Annotated in this window: 23 protein-coding genes; 15 read left to right on the top strand and 8 right to left on the bottom strand. The window is 74.3% G+C overall.

The window, feature by feature from the left end:
• Nucleotides 1–68: 68 nt before the first annotated feature.
• From CXR44_RS16885 to CXR44_RS16875, 3 genes are all read left to right on the top strand, one after another.
• Nucleotides 69–1,175, top strand: a complete 1,107-nt coding sequence (locus CXR44_RS16885; RefSeq protein ID WP_101787029.1) for a winged helix DNA-binding domain-containing protein — start codon at nt 69–71, stop codon at nt 1,173–1,175.
• Between the two features lie 134 nt (nt 1,176–1,309).
• Nucleotides 1,310–2,074, top strand: coding sequence for an IclR family transcriptional regulator (locus tag CXR44_RS16880; RefSeq protein ID WP_101787028.1), 765 nt, complete (start codon nt 1,310–1,312; stop codon nt 2,072–2,074).
• On the top strand, nt 2,071–3,015 hold the full coding sequence (locus CXR44_RS16875) for a sugar kinase (RefSeq protein ID WP_101787027.1): 945 nt from the start codon (nt 2,071–2,073) through the stop codon (nt 3,013–3,015). Before CXR44_RS16880 ends, CXR44_RS16875 begins: the two co-directional genes overlap by 4 nt.
• A gap of 55 nt (nt 3,016–3,070) precedes the next feature.
• On the opposite strand, the gene CXR44_RS16870 is transcribed toward CXR44_RS16875, so the two are convergent.
• Nucleotides 3,071–3,553, bottom strand: a complete 483-nt coding sequence (locus CXR44_RS16870; RefSeq protein ID WP_101787026.1) for a DUF4232 domain-containing protein — start codon at nt 3,551–3,553, stop codon at nt 3,071–3,073.
• 133 nt (nt 3,554–3,686) lie between these two features.
• Here CXR44_RS16870 and CXR44_RS16865 point away from each other — a divergent pair, with 133 nt between their 5' ends.
• The 6 genes from CXR44_RS16865 to CXR44_RS16840 all read left to right on the top strand — a co-directional run bounded on the left by CXR44_RS16865 (nt 3,687) and on the right by CXR44_RS16840 (nt 12,106).
• Nucleotides 3,687–5,270, top strand: coding sequence for an ABC transporter substrate-binding protein (locus CXR44_RS16865; RefSeq protein WP_245899221.1), 1,584 nt, complete (start codon nt 3,687–3,689; stop codon nt 5,268–5,270).
• The gene (locus tag CXR44_RS16860; RefSeq protein ID WP_245899220.1) at nt 5,255–6,283 is read left to right on the top strand and encodes an ABC transporter permease; all 1,029 of its coding nucleotides are present in this window, start codon (nt 5,255–5,257) and stop codon (nt 6,281–6,283) included. The genes CXR44_RS16865 and CXR44_RS16860 overlap by 16 nt, the downstream gene beginning before the upstream one ends.
• 154 nt (nt 6,284–6,437) lie before the next feature.
• Nucleotides 6,438–7,310 carry an ABC transporter permease gene (locus tag CXR44_RS16855; protein ID WP_180903491.1) on the top strand — a complete coding sequence of 291 codons (873 nt, stop codon included), beginning with the start codon at nt 6,438–6,440 and terminating at the stop codon, nt 7,308–7,310.
• A gap of 227 nt (nt 7,311–7,537) precedes the next feature.
• Nucleotides 7,538–9,418, top strand: coding sequence for an ABC transporter ATP-binding protein (locus CXR44_RS16850; RefSeq protein ID WP_245899219.1), 1,881 nt, complete (start codon nt 7,538–7,540; stop codon nt 9,416–9,418).
• A gap of 117 nt (nt 9,419–9,535) precedes the next feature.
• On the top strand, nt 9,536–10,330 hold the full coding sequence (locus CXR44_RS16845; RefSeq protein WP_101787024.1) for a hypothetical protein: 795 nt from the start codon (nt 9,536–9,538) through the stop codon (nt 10,328–10,330).
• A 345-nt stretch (nt 10,331–10,675) separates the two neighbouring features.
• Nucleotides 10,676–12,106: a PepSY-associated TM helix domain-containing protein gene (locus tag CXR44_RS16840; protein ID WP_101787023.1), complete on the top strand. Its 1,431-nt coding sequence runs from the start codon at nt 10,676–10,678 to the stop codon at nt 12,104–12,106.
• A 170-nt stretch (nt 12,107–12,276) separates the two neighbouring features.
• Here the strand turns inward: CXR44_RS16840 and CXR44_RS16835 are convergent, their stop codons facing one another.
• Nucleotides 12,277–13,257, bottom strand: coding sequence for a DsbA family protein (locus CXR44_RS16835; RefSeq protein ID WP_101787022.1), 981 nt, complete (start codon nt 13,255–13,257; stop codon nt 12,277–12,279).
• Between the two features lie 76 nt (nt 13,258–13,333).
• On the opposite strand from CXR44_RS16835, the gene CXR44_RS16830 reads away from it, so the two are divergent.
• Both CXR44_RS16830 and CXR44_RS16825 read left to right on the top strand, forming a co-directional pair.
• Nucleotides 13,334–13,891 carry a TetR/AcrR family transcriptional regulator gene (locus tag CXR44_RS16830; RefSeq protein ID WP_180903489.1) on the top strand — a complete coding sequence of 186 codons (558 nt, stop codon included), beginning with the start codon at nt 13,334–13,336 and terminating at the stop codon, nt 13,889–13,891.
• A gap of 158 nt (nt 13,892–14,049) precedes the next feature.
• Nucleotides 14,050–15,444, top strand: coding sequence for a glycoside hydrolase family 6 protein (locus CXR44_RS16825; protein WP_245899218.1), 1,395 nt, complete (start codon nt 14,050–14,052; stop codon nt 15,442–15,444).
• A gap of 43 nt (nt 15,445–15,487) precedes the next feature.
• Here CXR44_RS16825 and CXR44_RS16820 read toward each other — a convergent pair whose 3' ends face one another.
• The 4 genes from CXR44_RS16820 to CXR44_RS16805 form a co-directional block, all read right to left on the bottom strand.
• Nucleotides 15,488–17,239: an FAD-binding oxidoreductase gene (locus CXR44_RS16820; RefSeq protein WP_219601846.1), complete on the bottom strand. Its 1,752-nt coding sequence runs from the start codon at nt 17,237–17,239 to the stop codon at nt 15,488–15,490.
• A complete protein-coding gene (locus CXR44_RS16815) occupies nt 17,200–17,940 on the bottom strand; it encodes a 4'-phosphopantetheinyl transferase family protein (RefSeq protein WP_101787021.1) in 741 nt (246 codons plus the stop codon). Before CXR44_RS16815 ends, CXR44_RS16820 begins: the two co-directional genes overlap by 40 nt.
• A gap of 374 nt (nt 17,941–18,314) precedes the next feature.
• The gene (locus tag CXR44_RS16810) at nt 18,315–19,322 is read right to left on the bottom strand and encodes a DUF1648 domain-containing protein (RefSeq protein ID WP_144069986.1); all 1,008 of its coding nucleotides are present in this window, start codon (nt 19,320–19,322) and stop codon (nt 18,315–18,317) included.
• Between the two features lie 57 nt (nt 19,323–19,379).
• Nucleotides 19,380–19,769, bottom strand: a complete 390-nt coding sequence (locus CXR44_RS16805; RefSeq protein WP_101787019.1) for a GntR family transcriptional regulator — start codon at nt 19,767–19,769, stop codon at nt 19,380–19,382.
• Between the two features lie 146 nt (nt 19,770–19,915).
• On the opposite strand from CXR44_RS16805, the gene CXR44_RS16800 reads away from it, so the two are divergent.
• From CXR44_RS16800 to CXR44_RS16785, 4 genes are read left to right on the top strand one after another with little or no spacing between them, the layout of a single operon-like run.
• Entirely contained in the window at nt 19,916–20,422 is a 507-nt protein-coding gene (locus CXR44_RS16800) for a sporulation delaying protein family toxin (protein WP_101787018.1), read from the top strand.
• Nucleotides 20,419–20,973 (top strand): SdpA family antimicrobial peptide system protein, encoded by a 555-nt coding sequence (locus CXR44_RS16795; RefSeq protein WP_180903487.1) that lies wholly within the window; start codon nt 20,419–20,421, stop codon nt 20,971–20,973. Before CXR44_RS16800 ends, CXR44_RS16795 begins: the two co-directional genes overlap by 4 nt.
• A complete protein-coding gene (locus tag CXR44_RS16790; protein WP_101787016.1) occupies nt 20,967–21,962 on the top strand; it encodes a sporulation-delaying protein SdpB family protein in 996 nt (331 codons plus the stop codon). The genes CXR44_RS16795 and CXR44_RS16790 overlap by 7 nt, the downstream gene beginning before the upstream one ends.
• 37 nt (nt 21,963–21,999) lie before the next feature.
• Nucleotides 22,000–22,716 (top strand): LmbU family transcriptional regulator, encoded by a 717-nt coding sequence (locus CXR44_RS16785; protein WP_180903485.1) that lies wholly within the window; start codon nt 22,000–22,002, stop codon nt 22,714–22,716.
• 208 nt (nt 22,717–22,924) lie between these two features.
• Here CXR44_RS16785 and CXR44_RS16780 read toward each other — a convergent pair whose 3' ends face one another.
• Entirely contained in the window at nt 22,925–23,209 is a 285-nt protein-coding gene (locus CXR44_RS16780; protein ID WP_101787014.1) for an acyl carrier protein, read from the bottom strand.
• A gap of 36 nt (nt 23,210–23,245) precedes the next feature.
• Nucleotides 23,246–24,118, bottom strand: an 873-nt coding sequence (locus tag CXR44_RS16775; protein WP_101787013.1) for a ketoacyl-ACP synthase III family protein, incomplete at its 5' end; no start/stop codon positions are given.

Genomic DNA, 24,118 nt, shown 5'->3' with positions numbered 1-24,118 from the left:
GGGTCCGTGACCGCGCGCGGGGTCAACGCGGAACGTCGTCTGCCGCGATTGGGCCTAGCGTGGAGCGCATGGACCCCCTCATCAGCCGCCGGGCCCTGAACCGGGCGACCCTGGAACGGCAGTTGCTCCTGCGCCGTACGGACCGGCCCGTCGTCGAGGTCGTCGAGCACCTGGGCGGCCTGCAGGCGCAGACCCCTCACACCTGGTACACCGGCCTGTGGAACCGGATCGCCGGCTTCCGGGCGGCGGACGCCTCGGCCATGCTGGAGTCGCGCGAGCTGGTGCGGATCGCGCTGCAGCGCTCCACCATCCACCTGGTCAGCGCCCGCGACTGCCTGGCGATGCGGCCGCTGGTGCAGGTGGTCACCGAGCGGATGACGCGGACCACGTTCGGCCGGCGGCTGGCCGGCGTGGACCTGGACGAGCTGGCCGCGGCTGGGCGGGCACTGCTGGCGGAGCGGCCGATGACGTTCGCGGAGCTGGGGCGGGCGCTGGCCGGTCGGTGGCCGGACAGCGACCCGCACGCGCTGGGGCAGGGCGTGCGCTGGCTGGTGCCGCTCGTCCAGGTGCCGCCGCGCGGGCTGTGGGGCAGGAGCGGGCCGGTCGCGCACGCGCCCGCCGACGTGTGGCTCGCGACCGGGGCGGGCGTCGCCCCGATGACGCCCGCCGAGCTGGTGCGGCGTCACCTCCAGGCGTTCGGTCCCGCGACCGTCAGGGACGTGCAGACCTGGTCGGGGCTGACGCGGCTGGGCGAGGTGGTCGAGGCGATGGATCTGGTGCGGTTCCGCGACGAGGACGGGCGGACGTACTACGACCTGCCCGGCGCGCCCCGGCCGGACGCGGACGTGCCCGCGCCGGTACGGCTGATGTACGACTTCGACAACCTCTTCCTGTCGCACGCCGACCGGTCCCGGGTGATCACCGAGGCCGGCGCCGCCGCCCTGCGGGGCTTCATGGGGACGAACGTCATGCCGCGCCTCATCCTCGTGGACGGCTTCACCGCCGGCCACTGGACGGTCACGCGGGCGGGGGGCACCACGACTCTCTGCATCCACCCGTGGGAGCCGATCGCCGATCTGGAGGCGGTGGAGGAGGAGGGGCGGCGGCTGCTGGAGTTCCTGGCGCCGGGGGGCAGGCACGAGGTGTCCGTCCTTGACGGCCCCTCCAGGACCTGACAAGGAGCCGGTGCTCACCTCCTGACGCCGGGACCAGGAACGACCCGGGCGGCGCAGAACGGCTCCACCGATCTGTTGTGCACTGCACAACGACGTGCTGCAGATGCTGACGGCCGGCGACCGCGCGGCCTACGATGGCCCGCGTGGCCGAGCGCAACCAGTCAGCATCCCTCCGCCGCGCGCTCGCGGTGCTGGACCGGGTGCGCGCCTCCAGCGGCCTGACGCTCACCCAGCTCGCCGAGGCGGTGGGCCTGTCCAAGAGCACCGTGCTGCGGCTGACCGTTCCGCTCGTCGAGGCCCGGCTGCTCGAGCGCGACCGCAGGACCGGCGTGTACCGGCTCGGCCACGGCACGCTGGAGCTGGGCCAGGCCTACCTCGCGGGCCTCGACCTGCGCGCGGTCGCGGCCGAGGAGTCGCACCGGCTGGTGGCCGAGGTGGGCGAGACGGTCCATCTCGTCGTGTACGAGCCGCCGCACGTCGTCTACATCGACAAGGTGGAGAACGAGACCAACGTGCGCATGGCCTCGCGCATCGGCAGCCGCAGCCCGCTGCACAGCACGGCCGTGGGCAAGGCCGTCCTCGCCTGGCTGCCGGACGAGACCGTCGACGGGCTCGATCTGGCGGTCATGACCAGGCACACCATCAGCGATCCCGCCCGGCTGCGCGCCGAGCTGGCGAGCGTGCGCAGGCGCGGATACAGCGTGGACGACCGCGAGAACGAGCCCGAGGTGCGCTGCGTGGGCGCACCGATCTTCAACCACACCGGCGCCGTGGTCGCCGCCATCTCCATCTCCGGCCTCTCCTCGCGGATCACCGCCGCGCGGGTGCGGGAGCTGGGCCCGATGGTGGCCGCCGCGGCGGCGCGCATCTCCAGGAAGCTGGGTGGCCCCCCTCGATGACCGATCTGGTGACCTTCGGTGAGACCATGGCGCTGTTCGCCGCCCGCCGTACGGGACCGCTGCGCTTCGCCCGCGACTTCGACCTCGGCCTGGGCGGGGCGGAGTCGAACGTGGCGATCGGCGTGGCCCGCCTCGGCCACAGCGTGACCTGGGTGGGCCGGGTGGGCGCCGACGAGTTCGGCGACCTGATCCGCGCCACGTTGCTCGGCGAGGGGGTGGACACCCGGGCCGTCGCCGACCACGAAGCCCCGACAGGATTGATGATCAAGGGCAGGCGGACGGCCGACCTCATCGACGTCAGCTACTACCGCAGGGGCAGCGCCGGCTCCCGGCTCGCCCCCGCCGACCTCGACTCGGCGCTCATCCGGGGCGCCCGCGTGCTGCACGTGTCGGCGATCACGCCGGCGCTGTCGGCGTCCGCCCGCGAGGCGACGCACCACGCCGTCGCCGCGGCCCGTTCCGCCGGGGTGCTCGTCTCGCTCGACGTCAACTACCGGCGGGCGCTCTGGTCTCCGGAGGAGGCCGGCCGGTGGCTGCGCGACGTGCTCCGCGACGTGGACGTGCTGTTCGCGACCGTGCCGGAGGGCCGCCTGGTCTCCGATGTCACCGAACCGGTCGCGCTGGCCGAGGCGCTGGCGTCGCTCGGGCCGCGCCACGTGCTGATCAAGTCGGGCGCCGAGGGCGCCCTTGAGCTGTCCGACGGGGTGGTCCGGCACGCCGAGCCGTACGAGGTGACCGAGGTGGACCCGGTCGGCGCGGGGGACGCGTTCGCGGCCGGGTGGCTGGCCGACTGGCTGGCCGGGGCCGAGCCGGCGGAGCGGCTGCGGACGGCGTGCGCGGCGGGGGCGTTCGCCGTCACCTCACAGGGCGACTGGGAGAGCCTGCCCCGCCGCGAGGACCTGAGCCTGCTGCGGCGGGGCGGTGCCGACATCAGTCGATGATGCCCGGATGACCGACGGGGAGACGCCGGGACCGCGCCCGTCGCACCGCCCCGGCCTAGCGGACGGGCGTGACGTCGAGTCCTCCGCACACCCGTCCGGCCGGGAAGTCGAGCGTGGTGACGGCGTCCTGCCCGGGCGGGGCGACCCGCAGGGCGGAGGCGTCGGGGCAGTCGTCGGCCGTGACCGTCCAGTGCAGCACCGACCGGGCACTGCCGCCGGGCTCCAGGGTGACCGTCTCCTCCGGCCCCTCGGCGACCGGCTCCCCGTCCGGCAGCGGGTCGCCTGAGGCGTCGAGCACCACCAGGGCCGGATGGCCGCGCAGGGTGCATCCGGCCCCGGAACGATTGGTGAACACCAGCGGCGCGTACCGGTTGCCCGCGCCCGGATCGATCCGGTCCAGCCGCACGTCGAGCTGGGCCGGGGAGCACCCGCCCGGGTCCGTCTCCGCGCCCGGCACGGGCCCGCGGGCCAGCGCGGGCGCGGCGCCGCCCGCCAGCAGCAGCCCGCCCACGATTACGGCGATTCTCAGAACTCTCATCGGCACGCCCCGTCACTTTGTCACCTTGCAGGTGGTATTTCCGCTGGTCAGCGCCTTACACCGGGAGCTCGCCCCGCCGCCCCACAGATGCCACTCCACTGCTCTTGCATATGATTTGCAATAATGCGGGATCATGCACAGACGTCCGGTTCTGACCGCGCTCGCCGCGATGTCCGTCGCCGTCGTCCTCGCCGCCTGCGGGCAGGACGGGCACGACGGCGGGCAAGGCGGCACGAGCGCTCCCGCCCGCGACGGCACGCTCACCTACGCCCTCGGCGACGAGCCCGAGACCTTCAACCCCGGACTGCAGGACGAGCACACCGACCCGGTGACCGAACTGGTCTTCCGCGGTCTGACCCGACGGGACGCCGACAACAAGGTCGTGCCCGCCCTCGCCGAGTCATGGCAGATCGCCAAGGACGGCAGGTCCTACACCTTCCGCCTGCGCAAGGGCCTGACCTGGCACGACGGCAAGCCGGTCACCTCGGACGACGTCGCGTTCACCATCGAGACCGTCAAGGCGGCCGGCGCCGACTCGCCGCTCGCCCGCAACTTCACCGCCGTCACCTCCGTGACTGCGCCCGACGCCACGACCGTCCGGCTGGAGCTGGAACGGCCGTTCGCCCCGATGCTGGACGCCATGGCGATGGCCGTGCTGCCCAAGCACGTCCTGAACGGCAAGAAGATCACCGACCCGGACTTCGGCCGGCAGCCCGTCGGCGCCGGGCCGTTCAGGCTGACCGCGTACAAGCCCGGCCAGTACGCCGAGCTGCGGGCGTTCGGCGGGTACTACGAGGGCGCCCCCGGCCTGGAGAAGATCATCATCAAGTACGTGCCGGACGACAGCGCCCGCCTGATCCAGCTCGCCAACGGCGAGGTGGACGCCGCCAACCTCGCCCCGCAGCAGGCCGCCAAGGTGCGCGGCAAGCGGCTGGAGGTCTACCCGACCGCCGACTACCGGGCCCTGATGTTCAACCTGACGAACCCGCGCTTCGCCGACAAGCGGGTGCGCCAGGCGATGAACCACGCCGTCGACCGCGACGCGATCACCGAGAGCGTCGTGCTCGGCTACGGCACCCCCGCCAAGGGCCCTCTCGACACCACCCCGTACGCCTCGGCGCCGGGCTTCGCCTTCAACCCTGCCCGGGTCACCGCGCTCATGACCGAGGCCGGCTACGCCCGCGACGGGCAGGGCCTGTGGGCCAGAAACGGCAGCACCCTGCGGTTCGAGCTGAGCACGTTCGCCGAGGACTCGCTCCGGGTCGCCATCCTCAACGTGGCCGCCACCCAGCTCCGGCAACAGGGCTTCGACGTGGTGCCGACGCCACGCCCACGCGACTGGGTGCGCAGACACTGGAGCGACCTGGAGGTGTTCGTGGTCGGCTGGGGCACGCCCTACGACCCGGACACCTCGGTCTACGGGCCGTTCCACTCCTCCGAGGCGCTGGCCGAGGGCGGTTCCAACTTCGGCTCCTACGACAACCCGGCCGCCGACAAGGCACTGGAGGACGGCCGCGGCACGCTCGACCCGGACAGGCGCAAGGCCGCCTACGACGCCTTCCAGCAGGCGCTCCAGGACGACCCGCCGTTCGTGTGGATCTCCTACCTGAAGGCGATCAACGCGGTGCCGGACGACCTGACCGGGCCCCGTCAGCGGACGCTCGGCCATCACGGCTACGGGTTCTTCTGGAACGCCGAGACGTGGCGCTACCGCTGATCCGGCGGGCGGCGACCGCGCTCGCCGTGGTCGCCGCCCTGTCGGTGGTCTGCTTCGCCCTCCTCGACGCCGCGCCGGGCGACCCGGCGGCGTCCGTGCTGGAGGCGCGCAACGGCGGCCGGCCGCCCGCCGCCGCGGACGTGGCCCGGTTGCGCGCCGACATGGGGCTCGACGAGCCGCTGCCCGTCAGGTACGCGCGCTGGGTGTCGGCGGCGGTCCGCGGCGACCTCGGCACCTCCTACCTGACGGGCCGGCCGGTGACCGAGACCCTGGCCGCCACCGCGCCGTGGACCGCGCTGCTCACCGCCGCCGCGACGCTGCTGTCCGCCGCCGGCGCGGTCGCCGTCGGGCTGGTGGCGGCACTGACCCGGCGGGCCTGGCTGCGCCGGGCGATCGACGGGCTGTCGTTCGTGCTCGGCGGGCTGCCCGGGTTCGTGGCCGCGCTGCTGCTGCTGTACGTGTTCACGGCGGCCACCGGGCTGCTGCCGTCCGGCGGGGTGGGCAGGCCCGGCGAGCCGGTGACGCCGTACAGGCTGCTCACCCACCTGGTCCTGCCCGCCACCGCGCTCGCGTTCGGCCACCACTTCGGGATCTACGTCCGGCTCGTGGCGAGCGGCGTCGGCCGGCTGCGTGACGCCCCGCACGTCGACAACGCCCGCGCCCGCGGGCTGCCCCGGCGGGTCGTCACGACGCGGCACCTGATGCGGCCCGGCCTGGTGCCGTTCACCGCCAGGCTCGGCGTCAGCGTGGGCACGCTGCTGACCGGCGCGTACACCACCGAGGTCGTCTTCTCCTGGCCGGGCATGGGCCGCCAGGCCATCGACGCCGCCCGCGGCCAGGACTACCCGGTGCTCGTCGCGGTCGTGCTGGTCACCGGGCTCGTGGTGGTGGCGGCCAACCTGGCCGCCGAGCTCGTCGTCGCCGCCCTCGACCCCCGCACCCGCGCCCCCGGGAGACCCTCCATGCCCACCGACCCCCACCCCACCCCGGGGGAGACCGCCCATGCCCGCTGACCCCCCACCCCACCCCCGGCGAGACCGCCCATGCCCGCTGACCCCCACCTTGGCCAGGGGACGACCACCCACGGCCGCCGGGCCGTACCCGCCGACGAGACGAGCGCCCATGCCCGCTGAGCCGCGCCCACCCACGCCGACGGAACGAGCAGCCATGCCGTCCGGCCGGGTGGGCGCCGGGATGCGCCCGCGCGGGCTGCTCGCCGTGCGGATGCGGCCACGCCGTCCGGGGCTGACGGCCGCGCTGGTCGTGCTCGGCGCGATGGTCGCGCTGGCCGCCGCCGCGCCGCTGCTCACGCCGTACGAGCCGCTCGCCACCGACACCTCCGCCACCTCACTGCCGCCCGGCTCCCCCGGCCACCCCCTCGGCACCGACATGCTGGGCCGCGACCTGCTCAGCCGCATGCTGCACGGCGCGCGGACCTCTCTCGCCGTCGGGATCACGGCCGCCGCCGTCACCGTGGGCGCCGGGACCCTCATCGGGGGCCTGGCCGCCGTCGCGCCCCGCTGGCTCGACGGGCTCATCGCCCGCACCGCCGACGTGCTCCTGTCGCTGCCGCTGCTCGTCGTCGTGCTGGCGCTGGCCGCCGTCGCCGGGCCGTCCACGCGCGTGGTGATCGCGGGCATCGCGGTGACGAACTGGATGCCGGTGGCCATGGTCGTCCGCGCCGAACTGCGCAGCCTGCGGGAGCGCCTGTACGTACGGGCCGCCTACGGCCTCGGGCTGACCCGCAGGCAGGTCCTGTGGCGGCACCTGCTGCCCGGCGCGGCGCCGCCGGTGGCCGCCATCGCGGCGTTCGAGGTGGGACACGCGATCCTGACCGAGTCCACGCTGAGCTTCCTCGGGCTCGGCATCCCGCCCAACCAGCCGAGCTGGGGCAACCTCCTCACCGAGGCGCAGTCGCACCTGCTGACCGGCGAGTGGTACACGGTCGCCGTGCCCGCGGCGGCGGTGATCGTGACGATCGTCGCCGTGAACCTCGTCGCGAACGCCGTCGGCGGCCGATCGGAAGGCAGGTCCTGGTGACGCCCGTCCCCGACGCACGCGACCCCGCCACAAGCGGCGCGGCCCCAGGCCACCCGGACACGGGCCACCCGGCCCCAACCCACCCGGACACGGGCCACCCGGACACGGGCGGCCCTCACACAGGCGGCTTGAACGCGGGCGGCTTGAACGCGGGCGGCTTGAACGCGGGCGGCTTGGACACGGGCGGCCGCCTCCACGCGGGCGGCCCTGACACAGGTGGTCTGGTCGTGCGTGGTCTGGTCGTCGAGGCCGGGGGGCGCCGGGTCGTGGACGGGCTCGACCTGGACGTGCCGCGTGGCCGGGTGGTGGCCCTGGTCGGCAGGAGCGGCAGCGGCAAGAGCCTGACGGCCCGCGCCGTGGCGGGACTGCACCCGGCGGGCGGCTCTGTGTCGCTGGACGGGGCGCCGGTGCTGGCGGGGCGTGACGTCGGCTACGCCTTCCAGGACGCGCTCGCCTCCCTCAACCCGACGATCACGGTCGGCCGCCACCTCGCCGAAACCCTGCGCGCCCACCCCCCGCTCCCTCCCGCCCACGACGAACCGCACCCGCCGCCCTGGCCGGGCGAGGATGACACAGGCCCGGCGGCGAGGACCGTGCTCCGGACAGTGGCGAGGACCGTGGCACGGACAGCGGCGACGACCGCGGTACGAACGGCGGCCGTGCCGTGGCGGGTACGGCGGGCGGAGATCCGGGCGGCAGGGGAGGCGGCGCTGCTGTCCTGCGGGCTGCCCGGCGCGCTGTGGGACGCCTACCCGTTCGAGCTGTCCGGCGGCCAGGCGCAGCGGGTGGCGCTGGCCCTCGCCGTCGCCACGTCGCCGCCGCTGCTCATCGCCGACGAGGTCACCTCCGCACTGGACCCGGTCACCCAGGCCCCGGTGCTCGACCTCGTCCGCGCCCAGGCGCACGAGCACGGCCGAACCGTGCTGCTGATCACCCACGACCTGGCGGCGGCCTCACGGTGGGCGGACGGCATCATGGTGCTGGACCGCGGCCGCATCGTGGAGCGTGGCCCGGTGGGCGACGTGCTGTCCGCGCCGCGGGCCGAACTGACCCGCGCCCTGGTCGCCGCCTCGGCCCCGCCTGCCACTCCGCTCCCTCGGCCCCCCGGCACCCCCGATGGTCTCGCCGCCACCCCTGAGACCCGCACCCCCGACGATCTCGCCATCACCCCCCATACCGGCACGAAACTCCCCACCATCACCCACGCCCCCGACGGACTCGCCACCGCCTCCGACGGGCTCGCCGGCAGGTCTCCGGGGTCGCCTGGAGTCCCTGGGTCTCCAGGATCACCGGGCCTCCTGCCTCCGTCCGAGCGGTCGCCGCGGGGGACGGCTCGGGGCGGGGCCGCGCTGCGCTGCGTGGACGTTCGCCGGGTGTTGCGGGGCCGGGGCCGGAGCGTTCGGGCGCTCGACGGGGTCGCCCTGGCGGTCGAGCCGGGCGAGTCGGTCGCCGTGGTGGGCCGCAGCGGCTCGGGCAAGACCACGCTCCTCGGCACGCTGTCCAGCCTCGACCGTCCCACCTCGGGGAACGTGACGGTGGACGCCCGTGACGTGTGGGCGATGCGGGACCGCGACAGGCGGGCGGTCCGCAGGGCCACGGGCCTCATCTTCCAAGATCCGCTGTCGTCGTTCGACCCCCGCCACACCGTCGGGCGCGTCGTCGCCGAGGCCCTCCCCACGGGCGGCGCGGCGGGCTCCACCGGAGCCGAGGTGGCGGCACTGCTGCTGCGGGTGGGGCTGGACCCCGGGTTCGCGTCGCGGCGCCCCGCCACGCTGTCGGGCGGGGAACTGCAGCGCGTCGCGATCGCCCGCGCGCTGGCGCAGCGTCCGCGCGTGCTGCTCGCCGACGAGCCCACGAGCGGGCTCGACGTGCTCGCCACCGAGCACGTCCTCGGGCTGCTGGCGGGCCTGCGGTCGGAGGGGCTGACGCTGGTCGTGGTGACGCACGACCTGCGGGTCGCCCGCCGCGTCGCGGACCGGATCGTCACCATGAGCGAGGGCCGTGTCGTGGAGGACCTGCCCGCCGGAAGCCTGACCGCCGCGGCTCATCCGGAGACGAGGAGACTGCTCGCCGCCACCCCTGCCATGCTGGACGAGGACCCGCTGTGACCGCCGTTCCCGGGCACCCGTGACGGCGCGGAGGAGATCTCCGGCGCGAAATCCGCCGTGGCGTTGAGCCGGGGCGGCCCGCGGGCCGTATCTCCGGGCGAGGAAGGGAGCTGGGCGATGGCTGCGCGACCGGGCCCGTCCCCCGTCGACGGGGGCGCCGGTCGCGGCTGCCGTGACGGCGACCCGCACGTGGGCCGGCCGCACCTCCGGGCGCTGCGCGCCGGGGTCTTCGCGGTCGTGTGCGTGCTGCTGTCGGCCGGGTTGCACACGGCCGCCGGAGGCGGCGCGGTCGAACTGCCGGTGCTCGCCGGCGCGACCGCGGCGACCTGGGTCGGGGCGTACGCGCTGGCCGCCCGCCGGCGTGGGCGCGGCGCGCTGCTCACCGCCTGCCTGGTCGCCCAGTACGGCCTGCACAACCTGTTCACCGGCCCGGAAACACCGCCGGCCGGAGCGGCGACGGGTCCGGCCGGGCACCACACCGGACACCTCCCGTCTCCGGACGGTCTGCTCGGCTCCTCGCTCGCGCCTCCGGGCGGTCTGTTCGGCTCCTCGCTCGCGACTCCGGACGGTCTGTTCGGCTCCTCGCTCGCGACTCCGGACGGTGCACTCGGCCCCGCGCTCGCGCCTGCCGAGGCGGGCGGCAGCATCGCGATGCCGCTGGTGCACGTGGCCGTCGCCCTGATCTCCGGCTGGTGGATGGAGCGGGGCGAGACGGCGCTCGCCACTCTTCTGCGCCTCGCCGTCACCTCGGTGCGCGGCTTCCTGGTCCAGCTGCTCGTCGCGCTCGTCTGCCCGGTCACCGTGGCAGGCCCGGCGGTCAGCGCCGCCTCGACCGCCGCCGCGCCTCCCCCGCCGCCGCACGTCTCGGCGATCTCCCGGCGCGGCCCGCCCCTCGCGTTCTCCGTTCGCTGACCCCGGGCCCACCGGGCGGCAGGACCGTCCACGTCCGGCCGCACGGGCGCCCGCCCCATGCCGTGCCCGACCCCGCGCCGAGCGCCACGGCCGTGCCGCCGTGCCGCCGTGCCCGGTGCCACGGCCGTCCAGCCGTGCCCGGACCCCCGCCCGGACTACGCCCAGCCCATGCCCGGACCGCGCCCGGGACCGCCTTCGGAGCCCCATCCCGGAGCCCCATCCCGGAGCACCGTCCGTGAACCCCTGTCCGGGAGCGGGAGCACCGTCGGGCCGGCATCCCCCATCGCTCGTACGGCGGCGCGCGCACGCCCGGCGTGCCCGCGTCCCGGAAACGGAGAACGCCCCATGTCCTCGACCCTCGAAACGGGACCCACCACCGAGCCTGAGGGCTCACCCACCCCCCGCGGCGGGAGCCCGGCGGCGCTGCGCCCCCTCGTGCTGCGGCTGCACTTCTACGCCGGCGTCCTCGTCGGGCCGTTCCTGCTCGTGGCCGCCGTGACCGGCCTGCTCTACGCCGTCTCCTGGCAGGTGGAGAAGATCGTCTACAGCCACGAGCTGTACGTGCCCGCCAAGCCCGCCACGGTGCCCCTCTCCCAGCAGGTCGCGGCCGCCCGCGCCACCCAGCCCGGGGGAACCGTCACCTCCGTGAAGACCCCGGCCGAGCCGGGGCGCACCACCGCGGTGCTGATGGAGGTGCCCGGCCTGGCGCCGAGCACGAAGCTCGCCGTGTTCGTGGACCCGCACACCGCCGAGGTGCGCGGCACGCTGGAGAGCTACGGCGGCTCCGGCGCGTTGCCCGTCCGCGCCTGGATCTCCCACCTGCACCGCGACCTGCATCTGGGCGAGGCCGGACGGATCTACAGCGAGCTCGCGGCGAGCTGGCTGTGGGTCGTGGCGCTCGGCGGGGTGCTGCTGTGGCTCAGCCGCCGCCGTCGCCCCGGCCGGCGGCTGCGCCGCCTGCTCGCCCCCGAGCCCGGCACCACCGGCCGGCGCCGCAGCCTGTCGTGGCACGGCGCGGTCGGGCTGTGGGCGGTGGCCGGCCTGCTGTTCCTGTCCGCGACCGGGTTGACCTGGTCCGCGTACGCGGGCGAGAACGTCTCCGACCTGCGCGCCGCGCTCGACTGGTCGACCCCTTCGCTGTCGTCGGCCTCCGGCGGCGGTGACCACTCCGCGCACCTGGGCACGGACCATGCGGCGCACTCGGCGCACGGCACGCCGCCCGGCGCGGTGGTGGATCGGGTCGCCGGAGCCGCGGCCGGCGCCGGGCTGTCCGGGCCGCTGGAGATCGTCTGGCCGGACGGGCCGGGAGGCGCCTACGTGGTCAAGGAGATCGACAACGTGTGGCCGCAGCGGCTGGACCAGGTCGCCGTCGACCCGGCCACCGCTCGGGTCACCGAGGAGCTGCGCTTCGCCGACCATCCTCCGGCCGCCAAGCTCGCGCGGTGGGGCATCGACGGGCACATGGGGGTCCTGTTCGGCCCGGCGAACCAGCTCCTGCTCGTCGTCCTGGCCGCCGGCCTGGTCTTCCTGGTCGGGTACGGGTATCGGATGTGGTGGCAGCGGCGGCCCACCCGCGGCTTCGGACCGCCGTACCGGCGGGGCGCCTGGCGGCGGGCGCGCTGGGCCGTCCTGGCGCCGTCGGTCGTGCTCGCCGTGGCGGCCGGGTGGTTCATGCCGCTGCTGGGCGTGTCGCTGGCCGCCTTCCTGCTGGTCGACGTCCTGCTCGGGCTGCGCGCCCGTGCCGCGTCGAAGCGCGCGACCAGCTCCCCGGCGTAGCCCTCCCGGCCTTCCGCCCTCGCGCCTTCCGCCCCCGCGCCTTCGGCCCCCAGAGACCCTTCGGCTCCCGAGCGCCTTCCGCCCCCCGCGCCTTCCGCCCCCGGCCCTTCCGCCCCCGGCCGTTCGCCGCCCTTGGCCCGCCCGGCCGCGACCGGGTGGGCCGAGGCGGGTCAGGTCGCGTAGGACGGGGTCATGGCGGAGGCCATGGCCAGGTGCGGGACCGCCTCCTCGTGCCGGCCCTGGCGCTGCAGGGTGCGGCCGAGCAGGTGGCGGGCGTACGAGTCGTCCGGCGACTCGGCCACCAGCCGCTCCAGGGTGGCGGCGGCCCGGCCGAGCTGCGCGGAGGCATAGTAGGCGCGGGCGGCGAGCATGCGGACGCCGCGGTCGTCGCCGTGCTCGCCGAGCAGGGGCCGCAACAGGGTGAGCGCGCCCAGCGGGTCGCGCTGGTCGAGCAGCGACTCGACGTGCCGGAGTCGTTCGACCTCCGCCGGGAGCCGGCGGACGGCCGTCGCGCCGGCCTCCTCCAGGAACTCCCTGATCACCTCCGGCGGCTGGGCGCCGGCCAGCGCGCGGCCCGCCACCACGAGGGTGGGCGAGGTCCGCACGCCCATGGCCTTCCCGACGAGCAGCGACTCGCGTACGTGCTCGTCGCCGGCACCGGTCGCGAGCAGGTCCGCCCCCTCGGCGAAGCCCGCTCCGGCGGCGACGCGGCCGAGCACCTCGGGACGGCTCAGGTCGAGGGCCTCGACGAAGTGCGCCCGCAGCACCCCCTCGGCCACGGCGTCCTGCAGTGCGGCGCCGCCCCGCTCGTACGCCAGCGCGATCAGCCGGTGCGCGTCGTGGGTGCTCGCCCGCCACGCCGCGCCCCACGGCGGGCCGAGACCCTCGGCGGCGGCGATCCGCTCGACCAGCGTCCGGTTGTCGGCCGGGGTCAGGTCCGGGTTGCACGCCCGCAGCGCCTCGTCGACCTGCGGGTCGCGCAGCACGTCGGCCAGCGGCTCGCCGGGCGCGGGCGCGGTCGGGTCGATGCGGTACGGCCGCCACACCACCTCGACCGGCTCCCCCTCCCAGCCGGCCAGCGCCTTCTCCAGCCGCCTCTTCCCGATGTACGCCCAGGGGCAGACCACGTCGGCCCAGATCTCCACTCGCATGCCCCACACCTTAGGCGACAAGTGTCAATTAAGCAACACCTGTCTTCTAAGCGACTGTCGTCGTATAGTTCTCGGCGTGAACCCCGACGATCCGCGCGCACAGCGCACCCGGGCCCGGCTGCGGGCCGCCGTCCTCGACCTGGCGGCCGAGCACGAGTTCGGCTCGATCACGATGTCGGCGGTGGCCCGGCGCGCCGAGGTCAACCGCGCGACGGTCTACCTGCACTACCCCGACCTCGACGCCCTGGTCACCGACGCGATGGACGACACGATCAGCCACGTCGCCCGAGCGGCGGCGCTGTGCCCGCTGGACAGCCCGCGCGACCACGCGCCGGAGCCGCTGGTCACCCTCTTCGGCCACGTGGCGGCGCACGCGACCCTGTTCGAGCGCATGCTGGACGCCCAGGGCAGCGCCCGCTTCACGGCCCGGCTGCGCGAGCGGCTGACCACCGAGCTCACCGGCCGCTTCGCCCGGGGCGCCAGGCCCGCCGGGCACGCCGACGTGCCGGTGGAGGTGCACGCCGCCTACCTGGCCGGCGCCCTGACGGGCGTGGTCGCGCACTGGGTGTCGGGCGGCCGCCGCACGCCACCCGAGGAGATCGCCCTGGCCTTCTGGCGGCTCTTCCGGGCCTGACACCCGTGGAACGTGCCCACCGGCCACGACCCGCGAGCGCCTCCGAACGGGCGCCCACGCGCGCCCAGAAGTTCCAGCGAACCAGCACAAAACGGGTCCCATCCCTGTGATATTTGATCATCGATCGCGATCTGACAGCCCAGAAAGGGACCCGTCTCGTGCGACTGTTAACCCGCCTCACGGCGATCACGGCCTCGGCGCTCGCCGTCCTGTCGGCGACCACGGCCGGAGCCGCCGCCGCGGCACCCGAGCTGGTGGTCAACGGCACCTTCGCCAACGGCACCGCCCCGTGGTGGAACTCCGCCAACACCTCGATGACCGTGGACGCCGGACGGCTGCGCGTCACCGTGCCCGGCGGCACCGCCAACCCGTGGGACGCCATGATCGGCCAGAACGCCATCACCCTGGCGCAGGGCAAGTCCTACACGCTCTCGTTCGACGCCTCGGCCTCCACCTCCGTCTCCGCCGTGACGACCGTGCAGCTCGCCGACGCCCCGTACACCAACACGCTCACCCGGTCGATCGCGCTCACCACCGCGAGCAAGCGCTTCAGCTTCCCCTTCACCTCGAGCCTCGCCACCTCGGCCGGGCAGGTCTCGTTCCAGCTCGGCAAGAACGCCGGTTTCACCTTCTTCGTGGACAACGTCTCCCTCACCGAGACGACCACCACGCCGCAGCCGGGCTCCGGACCGGTGGGGATGACCAACGGCTTCCACGTCGATCCCGACTCCAACCCCGCCCTGTGGGTGGCGCGCAACCCCGGCCCCGACGCCGACCGCATCAGGGCGGCCATCTCGACCAAGCCGATGGCCCGCTGGTTCGGCGCCTGGAGCGGCGACATCCGCTCGGCCGTCTCCAGGTACGTGGCCGGCGCCGACGCCGCCGACAGGCTGCCGGTCCTGGTGGCCTACAACATCCCCGGCCGCGACGCCTGCGGCGGGCACTCGGGCGGCGGCGCCGGCAGCGAGGAGGCGTACCGGACGTGGATCTCCGAGTTCGCGGCCGGCATCGGCGACCGCCCGGCCGTCGTCGTCATCGAGCCCGACTCCCTCGGCGACTTCGGCTGCATGGACGACGCCGCCAAGCAGACGCGCACCCGCATGCTCAACCACGCCACCCAGCAGTTCCGCGACAGGGCCGCCAACACCTGGGCCTACCTCGACGCGGGCAACGCCGGCTGGACCCAGCCCGCGCCGATGGCCGACCGCCTGCGTGACGCGGGCGTCGGCAACGTCCGCGGCTTCGCCGTCAACGTCTCCAACTACTACACGACCGACCAGTCGGCGACGTACGCGAAGGGCGTCTCCGACGCGCTCGGCGGAGGCGTCCCGTTCGTCATCGACACCAGCCGCAACGGCAACGGCTCCAACGGCCAGTGGTGCAACCCGGCCGGGCGCAAGCTCGGCACCCCGGCACAGGTCGGCGGCGGGGCCGAGATGCTGCTGTGGGTCAAGGTGCCCGGCGACTCCGACGGCAACTGCGGCATCGCGCCGGACGTGCCCGCCGGCACGTTCAGCCCGACCCTCGCCATCCGCCTGATCGACGGGACCTGACGCACGCCGCGGCGGGAGCCGGGCCGGGCCCGGCTCCCGCCCCTCAACGCCGGGCGTCGAGGATGCGGTGCGCGACACCGTGCGCCGGCGCCGCCGGCCGGGCATAGGACTCGGGCTCGGGCCGGGGCAGCCGGCCCCCGCCCGCCGGAACCGCGGCCTTCCGGACGGGGGCGTCCGCGCCGGGCGGCCGTACCGACAGACCGTGGTGGAACAGGTCGAGCGGGTCGAAACGCGCCTTGACCCGCTGCAGGCGGGCGTAGTTGTCCTTGTAGTACAGGGCGTGCCAGGCCGTCCCCGAGGTGTTGTGCGCGGGATCGGCCAGGTCCAGGTCCGGATAGTTGATGTACGCGCCGTCGTTGCGCTCGTCCGGCACCGGCACGCCGCCCGTCTCCTCGTACACCTCGCGGTAGAGACGCCGCACCCAGGCCAGCCGGTCGTCGTCCTGCGCCGGGTCGTACCAGCCCACGTCGTAGAACGCGATCATGGACGAGGACCTGTGGGGGAAGGCCGTGGCGTCGGCCGCGACCTTGTTCACCGTCCCGCCGAAGGAGTTCAGGTAGACGGCGCCGCCGGGGTCCTCCTCCCCCTCGGTCAGGTGCCGGTACACCGTCTCGACCTGTCTCGCCGTCCACGGCGCCCGGAGGTAGCCGCACTTGGACTTGGACCTGAGGTAGAAGGCCCCGGCCGCGTCCGTGGAGGAGGTGACCAGGCGCAGGTACGGGGCGGTGCCGAACACCTCGATCAGCGGCTCGCCCACCCCCTGGCCCATCGCCTCGACGAATCGGCCCATCGCCTCCTCTGCGGCCGGGCCGGAGGCGTCGAGGAGGGCCGTCAGGCCGATCCTGCCGCCGGCCCGGTGCGGCATGGCGAGGGTGGTGTCCATGCCGGCGTAGACGGGCTCGGTCATCGGGCCCCGCTGCCAGCGCCCATAGTTGTCCAGCAGGCCGGCGAACGCGCTCGGGGTCAGCCGCGCCCAGTCCCAGGACATCTGGCACGCCAGTATCCCGGCCGGCGGCGCGGGCAGCAGGCCCGCCGGCCCGGTCCGGCGGGTCGCGTGCGGCGAACGCATCAGGTAGCGGGTGACGATCCCGAAGTTCCCGCCGCCGCCACCCGTGTGGGCCCACCAGAGGTCGTGGTGCGGATCGTCGCGCTCACGTGTCGCCACGACGACCCGGGCCCGGCCGGACCTGTCGACCACGACCACCTCGACGCCGTGGAGATGGTCCACGACCAGCCCGTGCCGCCGTGACAGCAGGCCGTACCCCCCTCCGGCCACGTGCCCGCCGACGCCGACGGACGGGCAGGTGCCCGCGGGGAGGGTCACCCCCCACCCGAGGTAGAGGGAACGGTAGACCTGCCCGAGCGTCGCGCCGGCCTCGACCGCGAAGGCGTGGTGGCGCGGGTCGTAGGACACGCCGTTCATCTGGCTGAGGTCGATGACCACCTGGGCGGACGGGTCGTCGACGAAGTTCTCGAAGCAGTGGCCGCCGCCACGCGCCACGATCCGCTTGCCCGCGCGCACCGCCTGGTCCACCGCGCGCACGACCTGGCCGGCCGAGTGCACCACGTGCACGGTCTCGGGGTTGCCGAGGAAACGGGCGTTGTAGCCCCTGAGGATCAGGTCCTGGTAGCGGGGGTCGTCGGGTCCCACGCTCACCATGCCGGGCGTCGGCGGGCAGGCGCGCGAGAGCGTGTCCGCCCGCGCGTCCGCGCCCTCCACGACCGCGGTCGCCACCGCGGCGCCGCCCATCGCGGTCATCGTGCCGAGGAATCCGCGTCGTGTCGCGTCGGCCACTGTCGCACCGTGCCTTTCGGTTGTCGGGCTCCGCGGAGCCGCGTCTGTGACTCACGATCCGGCCGGAACACCGCCCGGATCACGGCGGTGACGAGCAGGCCGCCGCCAGCCCCCCAGCACCCGTCGAACCGGGCCACCCGGCCGCCGCGCGGCAGCCGGGCGGTGAACGTGCCGGCGGCCGCGTCCACGGAGATCACCGCGTCGGTGAAGCCCAGCCACCGTCCGGTGAGCGGGGACCACGCCTTGTAGACCGACTCCTTCGCGCTGAACAGCAGCCGCCCCCAGGCGACCTCCGGCCGCTCGGCGTCCAGCCGTTCGAGCCACTCCCGCTCCTCCGGCAGCGCGATGCCGTCGAGCACGCGCCGCGGGACGGGCAGGCCGGGTTCGGCGTCCAGCCCGAGGACGGGCAGCTCGCGGCGCCAGGCCACGGCGGCGGCGCGGTAGCCGGCGCAGTGGGTGATGGAGCCCACCACGCCGGGCGGCCAGAGCGGGGCGCCCGAGCCGGTGCGCAGGAGGGGACCGGACGGCGCTCCCAGCCTTGACAGCGCCCGCCTGGCGCACGTCCTGCCGTCGGCGACGTCCCGCCTGCGGCGCGGGCCCGCGCCGGTGACCAGCGCCTCCTCCTCGGGCAGCAGCGCGCCCGTCCCCTCGGCGAACGCCTCCTCGACGGCCACGGGCGCGGGCAGGAGGGCGGCGAGCATCTCAGCCGCCCCCGGCGGCGGGCAGCGGCCGGCGCTCCGGCCTCGAATTCACGGGCACCGGGGGATTGTGAGCCATTTTCCGGCGCCATTCCAAGAAGCCGGTCGCTGTCCCGCCAGCGAGACGCGCTTTTCGCCGCCCTTTGTTTCGGCCGGCGGCCCTCCCATTCGGTCAGGAGGCTTTTCTTTGACATCGCGGACGTCGCCGATCATGCTGAGATCAGCGTGGCCGGCCGTCGCGGACGATCCCGTACGACGGCTGATCACCTACGACGGCTCTGCGCTGACGACGGCCGGCCGCCGCACGGCAGCCGATATCGGGCGGCAGCGGTTCCTGTGCGACCGTGGGGAGGCTCCGGCGGCACGTCTCGCCGGGTTCATGTCGCGGTGGACCGCCCCGGACCGGTCTCTCCGGCCTCTCCGGGCGGCACGCTCTGCCGGTCGGCCGGGTGCTGCCCGGCGCGCGTCCGGCATCTGAGCGCGCGGCGGATCTCGGCCGCCCCCGTGGCCGCGTCGTCGACGGTGACGACGAACTCACCGCCGTCGCGCAACGCCACCAGGAGGGCCTCGCCCTTCCTGACCACCACCACGTGCCGCCTCATGCTGCGCACCCGCCAGCCCCACCCCCACTGGCACGGATCGATCCGCACCGCCTCCGCGGTCTCGATGCGCGACAGCTCGACGTGCCGGGGGAACAGGAACGGCAGGCCGCCGCGGACGGTGAGCCGCCTGCCGTCGAAGACGGCCGTGACGCCGCTCCAGAAGTGCAAGGTCAGCAGCGACAGCACGGCGGGCAGCACCATCCAGGTCGTCCCCATCGCGACCAGGACGAGCATCAGGCAGATGGCGGCGATGGTCCGCCAGAAGTAGGCCCTGTTCCGCGCCCCGCCGATCCAGACGGCGGGCTTGCCGCTGGGCAGCCCGGTGACGCAGTCGTCCGGCAGGTCGGCGCCGTGTTCCGCGACCCGCCGGCGACGCGGGCTGACGGTCACGGCGGCGGCGACCATGGCCAGCGCGCCGCCGCCGATCGCCACGGCGGGCCCGTAGGCGGGCGCCGACGCCTGCCGCCACTGGCCCGCGTCCACGTTCGCCACCACGACCCCCGTGAGGAACGCGAGGTCCAGCAGGACCAGCACGCCCAGTGCCAGCCCCGCGGCCGCCCGCCGCCCCATCGACCCGTCATGGCGTAACCAGGCCAGCAGCCCGAAAACCGTCCAGGCACTCGTGCTCAGGACGAAGTTCTCCCCCACGGCGGTCCACAGCGGACCCGACCTGTCCGGATTCCCCTCGGTGAAGTGCGTGGCGACGGGTTCGGGCAGCCGGTCACGAAGGGCCAGCGGAACCGCCAGCGTGACCGCGTGTAATGCCGCGGGAATGAGAATCACGACCCCCAGGAAGCGCGACCTCATGTATTGGTCTCCCCGTAGCGCTGATAGCGAATTTCACTCGCCCGAAATCCTGTCATAGCCGACATTGCTTCGGAAGCTGTGCGTCACCAAGCGGATCAATTCGTTCTCGGTGAGCCCCACCCGTCGCGCCTCCACCAGCAGGGCGTCGATCGCGCCGGTGAGACGGGGGTCGAGCCGCTGCGGCGAGCGGGAGACGACGACCGTGCCCCTGCCCCTGCGGACCTCCAGCAGGCCCTCGTCACGCAGCAGGGCGTAGGCGCGCAGGACCGTGTGCAGGTTCACCCGCAGGCTGTCGGCCAGCTCGCGGGCCGGCGGCAACCTGTCTCCCGGCTGGAGCGCCCCTGTGGCGAGTGCCTGACGTAGGCTCCGGGCTATCTGGTCGAAAAGGGGTTCCGCCGAGCTCGGGTCGATGCTCAGGCGCATTCGTCGCTCCTTCGAGAGCCGCACCCTGGACGGACAGGGCAGTCCTGCAGGTTCCCATGCTGGTCCCATTTACAACATTGTTCGAGAAGTTATATAACAACAAGACCTGGTGGGCCTCATGATGACCTGGAGCAGGCATGCGACGTATGAGAGCGATCTTAGGAACCTTCCTGGTCATCGGCCTTATCGGTGGGGGCACCGCGCGGGGGGAGTCGTCCCCCGCCCGCTACGACGGCAAGGAGCTGTACAGGGGCCTCTTCCTGGCGGAGGGACCGGTGGCCCGGGCCCACCCCGAGCTCAGCCTCCACCAGGGGCAGCCCTGGACCACCGCCGAAGCCGATGATCTCACTGCCCGGATCGAGGCACTCGAACCGGGTTTCTTCGACGGCTTCGCGGCCGGCATCACCAGCGGCGACAGGGTCCGCATCGCGCAGTCGGCCGACGCCGCCTACGGCAGGACGGTCGAGGCGACCTCCGCCGTGGCGCCGGGCAAGGGCGTGCACGGCAGCTTCATCGTGGTCCACCGGACGGTCGTCAAGGCGACCCACATGGTCGTGAACAAGCACAGCTACTGGCATCGAGCCTCCTCCCGGAGCGCCGCCCTGGTGCGCGAGCGCTGGGCCGACGACGTGGCCGAGACCCTGACCCCGTGAGCCCGCACAGCCGGCTCGGGGCGCTCCTGCTCGTGCTCGGCCTCGCCTGGTCCGCCGTCGCCGGCTACGTCGTCCTCGGCCAGTTGCCGTCGGCCGCGCTCCAGCTCCCCGGCCAGCGTTCCGCCGCCGAGCACGCGAGAGTCGTGGCGCCGCAGGGGTGGGCGTTCTTCACCAGATCGGCGCGCGAGCACCGCGAGATCGTCTGGCGCCGCTCCCCCTCCGGCGGCTGGGAGCCGGCGCTGCTCGGGCCGCACGCCGAGGCCCGCAACCTGTGGGGGTTCGACCGCCGCTCACGGGCGCAGGCGGTGGACCTCGGCATCCTCCTGGGCGCCGTCCCGGCCGGCGAGTGGTCGAGCTGCGACACCGGCGAGATCACCCGCTGCCTCGGCTCCCTGACGCGGGCCGTTCCGGTGGCCAATCCGGCGCCGCGCCCCCTCCTCTGCGGCACGCTCGGCGTGTCCCGGCAGGAGCCGCTGCCGTGGGCGTGGGCCGGCGCGGCGGCCCGGACCCGGATGCCCGCGACGGTCGTGCGCCTGGACGTGCGATGTTGAGCCGCCTCGGGACATGGGCGCACGGCATCGCCCGGGTCAGTCCGTGGACCGACGTGTACGGCACCGCCAGGAGCCTGATCGCGGCCGCGACGCTCACGACGCTGCTGGCCAGCGACACCGCCACGCTCTTCAGGCCCGCCGCCGGCGTGCCCGGCCACCCCCACTGCGACGGCCTCGCGGGCGCCGGACTGTTCTGCGTGATGGACGTGGACGTGGCCCATCCGGTCGCGATCGTGATCCTGGTCCTGGCCGCCTCCGGATGGCGGCCCCGGCTCACGGCGCTGCCGCACTGGTGGGCGACGGTGAGCTTCCAGGCCTCGACCACCATTCCCGACGGCGGTGACCAGGTCGCCGCCGTGCTGACCCTGCTGCTGCTCCCCCTCGCGCTGACCGACGGCCGCGCCTGGCACTGGCAGCGCCCCGGCGAGGTCCGCGACGAGGTCGCGTCCCTGGTCGCCTGGTCGGCCCTGCTCGTGATCCGCGTCCAGGTCGCCGGCATCTACCTGCAGGCGTCCATGGCCAAGCTCGGGCGCGAGGAGTGGGCGGACGGCACGGCCCTGTACTACTGGCTCGGCGATCCCCTCTTCGGCGTGCCTGGCTGGGCCTCCCCCCTCGTCGCCCCGGTGCTGGCCCACCCGGTGGGCGTCACCCTGCTCACGTGGGGCGCGGTCGCGGTCGAGTTCGCCCTGGTCATGGGCCTGGTGGCGCGGCGGGCCGCCAGGCCGTACCTGCTCGCGGCCGGCGTGCTCCTGCACGGCTCGATCGCGGTGCTCATGGGGCTCGGCAGCTTCAGCCTGGCCATGATCGGCGCCCTCGTGCTGTTCCTGCGGCCGCTGGACGTGCCGTTCGCCCTGAGGGTCAAGGAGCCGATCGCCCTCGCGGCCCGCCGGTGGCGGGCGGGCGTCATCCCCCGAGGAGAGCCACCGGCGGCGGGACAGCGAGAAGAGAGCACGCGGGAGAAGGCACTTCAGCAGAACCAGAGTCCGTGACACCGAGATTCACCAGCAATCCGCTTTCGGAGGATCCATGAATCACCCCGTCAATGGCCTCACGAGGAAAGGGCACGGTGAAGGACCGCCCCACCCGGGCGCGGGCCAGCGCCTGGGGCTGGACCGGTCCGTCGTGACCCGGCGTACCGGTCTGCAGTTTCCGAATCGACTGGAATTTCCCATCTGGGAGCGTATCGGCAAGCAAATATCCCTTATTTCCGACTCCTCCGCTTGGTGGCTGGGCGACTGGCTCATCTACGGGGAGAAGGAGTACGCGGATCGCTATCGCATGGCCATCGAGCAGACGTCCCTCGACTACCAGACGCTGCGCAACTACGCCTGGGTCGCCCGCCGGTTCAGCCTGGCGCGGCGGCGGGACAAGCTGAGTTTCGCCCACCACGCCGAGGTGGCGGCGCTCGCCCAGGAGGAGCAGGACGTGTGGCTGGAACGGGCCGAGCAGTGCGGCTGGTCACGCAACCGGTTACGCCGCGAGCTGCGCAGGACCCCCGGCGCGAGCGTGCCGGTGGAGGCCGTCGAGGCGGCGGACGGCCGGGGGTCCGCCGCCGGGTCGGTGGACGTGAAGGTGCGCCTGACCTCCAGCCGCGAGCAGCTGGAACGCTGGAAGAAGGCCGCCGACCTGCAGAACCGCGACCTGGTGAGCTGGATGGTGCAGGCGCTGGAGAGCATCGCCCAGGAGGTCATCAGCAAGAAGACGCCCGAGGCCGGCGAGGTGGTGGCCTCCTCCCGCGGCTGACCCGCCGTCCGGTGCGCGTGGCCGTCTCGCCGGCGAGACGGCCACGCGCACCCCGGCCCGCAGCACGGCGGGAAACCGGACGGGACTGGGAACGGGAGGAAGGCGGGAACGCGGAAAACTCGGGGAAGCCCCGGAACGCCGGGAATGCCCCGGGAACGGGGGGAACGCCGGGAAGGCGGCGACGCCGGGGATCGCGGGGACCGGGTGGCTACGCCGGGGGGACAGGCCTGCACGCCCGCTCGCACAGCATCGAGGCGATGCCGCGCACGGTGTGGAACGCCCGCGGATCGACATCCTCGACCGGCACCACCGACCCCCACTCCTCGTGGATGAAGTTGATCAGGATCGCCGTGTTGAGCGACGTCAGGATCCCCCCGTCCAGCAGCGGCGTCGAGTCGCCGAACGCGCCGGCCGGATCGCCGTAGAGGAACCGTTCCCTGATGAACCCGGTCAACCGTGCCGAGACCTCGCGCTCGACCAGGACGTCCGTCACCTCTGCCGCCTCTCTCCCATGGTGGAACCCCGGCGCTCAGCCCCGGCGGTCCAGGATGCGGACCACCGCGCACGAGATCGTGACGCCGGAGCCTATGCCGCCCAGCAGGACGTGGTCGCCCGGCCTCACCTTGCCGGTCTCCAGCAGGTGGTGCAGCGAGACGAGCGGGTCGCTCGCGCCCAGGTGACCGATCGTGCGTCCGAAGTCCCACGTCGACCTGGACATCGGCATCCGGAGGATCTCCATCCAGCGGTGCTCGATCGCGTCGGGGGCGAGGTTGGTCAGGGCCGCGTACGCGAGGTCCTCGAAGCGGACGCCGGCCTCGGCGACGACCCGGCCGATGAGCTGCATCATCGTCTTCTGGACCATGATCCAGGCGATGCGCAGCTCGCTGCTGGTCTCGGCCACCTTCCCGAACGCCTCGTCGCGGGCGATCCAGTCGACCGGCGCGCCCGTGGTGGCGCCCGGCGGGAACATCGGCTCGCCGTAGCGTCCGCCCTCCTCCAGCTCCGGCACGGCGGCCGACCCGACCGACAGCACCTGCGCGATGCCCGGCCGGCGGGTCAGCACCATCGCGCTGGCCGCGTCGCCGAAGACGGTCGGCGCCGAGCGCCACCGGTCGAAGCGCGGCGTGCCGAAGTTGTCGGCGGCCACCACGAGCGCGTCGGGCCGCCCCGCCGGGGCGACACTCAGATACGGCGCGGCCAGCTCCAGCGCGCTGAACACGCCGTTGCAGCCCTGGTGCAGCTCGACGGCCAGGGCGTCGCCGCCGACGAGGTGCCGCTGCAGGAAGTACTGCGGCAGCCACCCGTCGGGCCCCTGGTGCCACACGTCGCAGTAGAGCAGCAACCCGACCTCCGCCGCACGCCCGCCCGCCGCCTCCAGGGCCGCACGGGCGGCACGCAGAGC

The sequence above is a fragment of the Nonomuraea indica genome (assembly GCF_002850745.1).
GTDB lineage: Bacteria > Actinomycetota > Actinomycetes > Streptosporangiales > Streptosporangiaceae > Nonomuraea > Nonomuraea indica.
The sequence above is the reverse complement of the archived record's forward strand: the minus strand, read 5'-3'. Positions and strand labels throughout refer to the sequence as shown.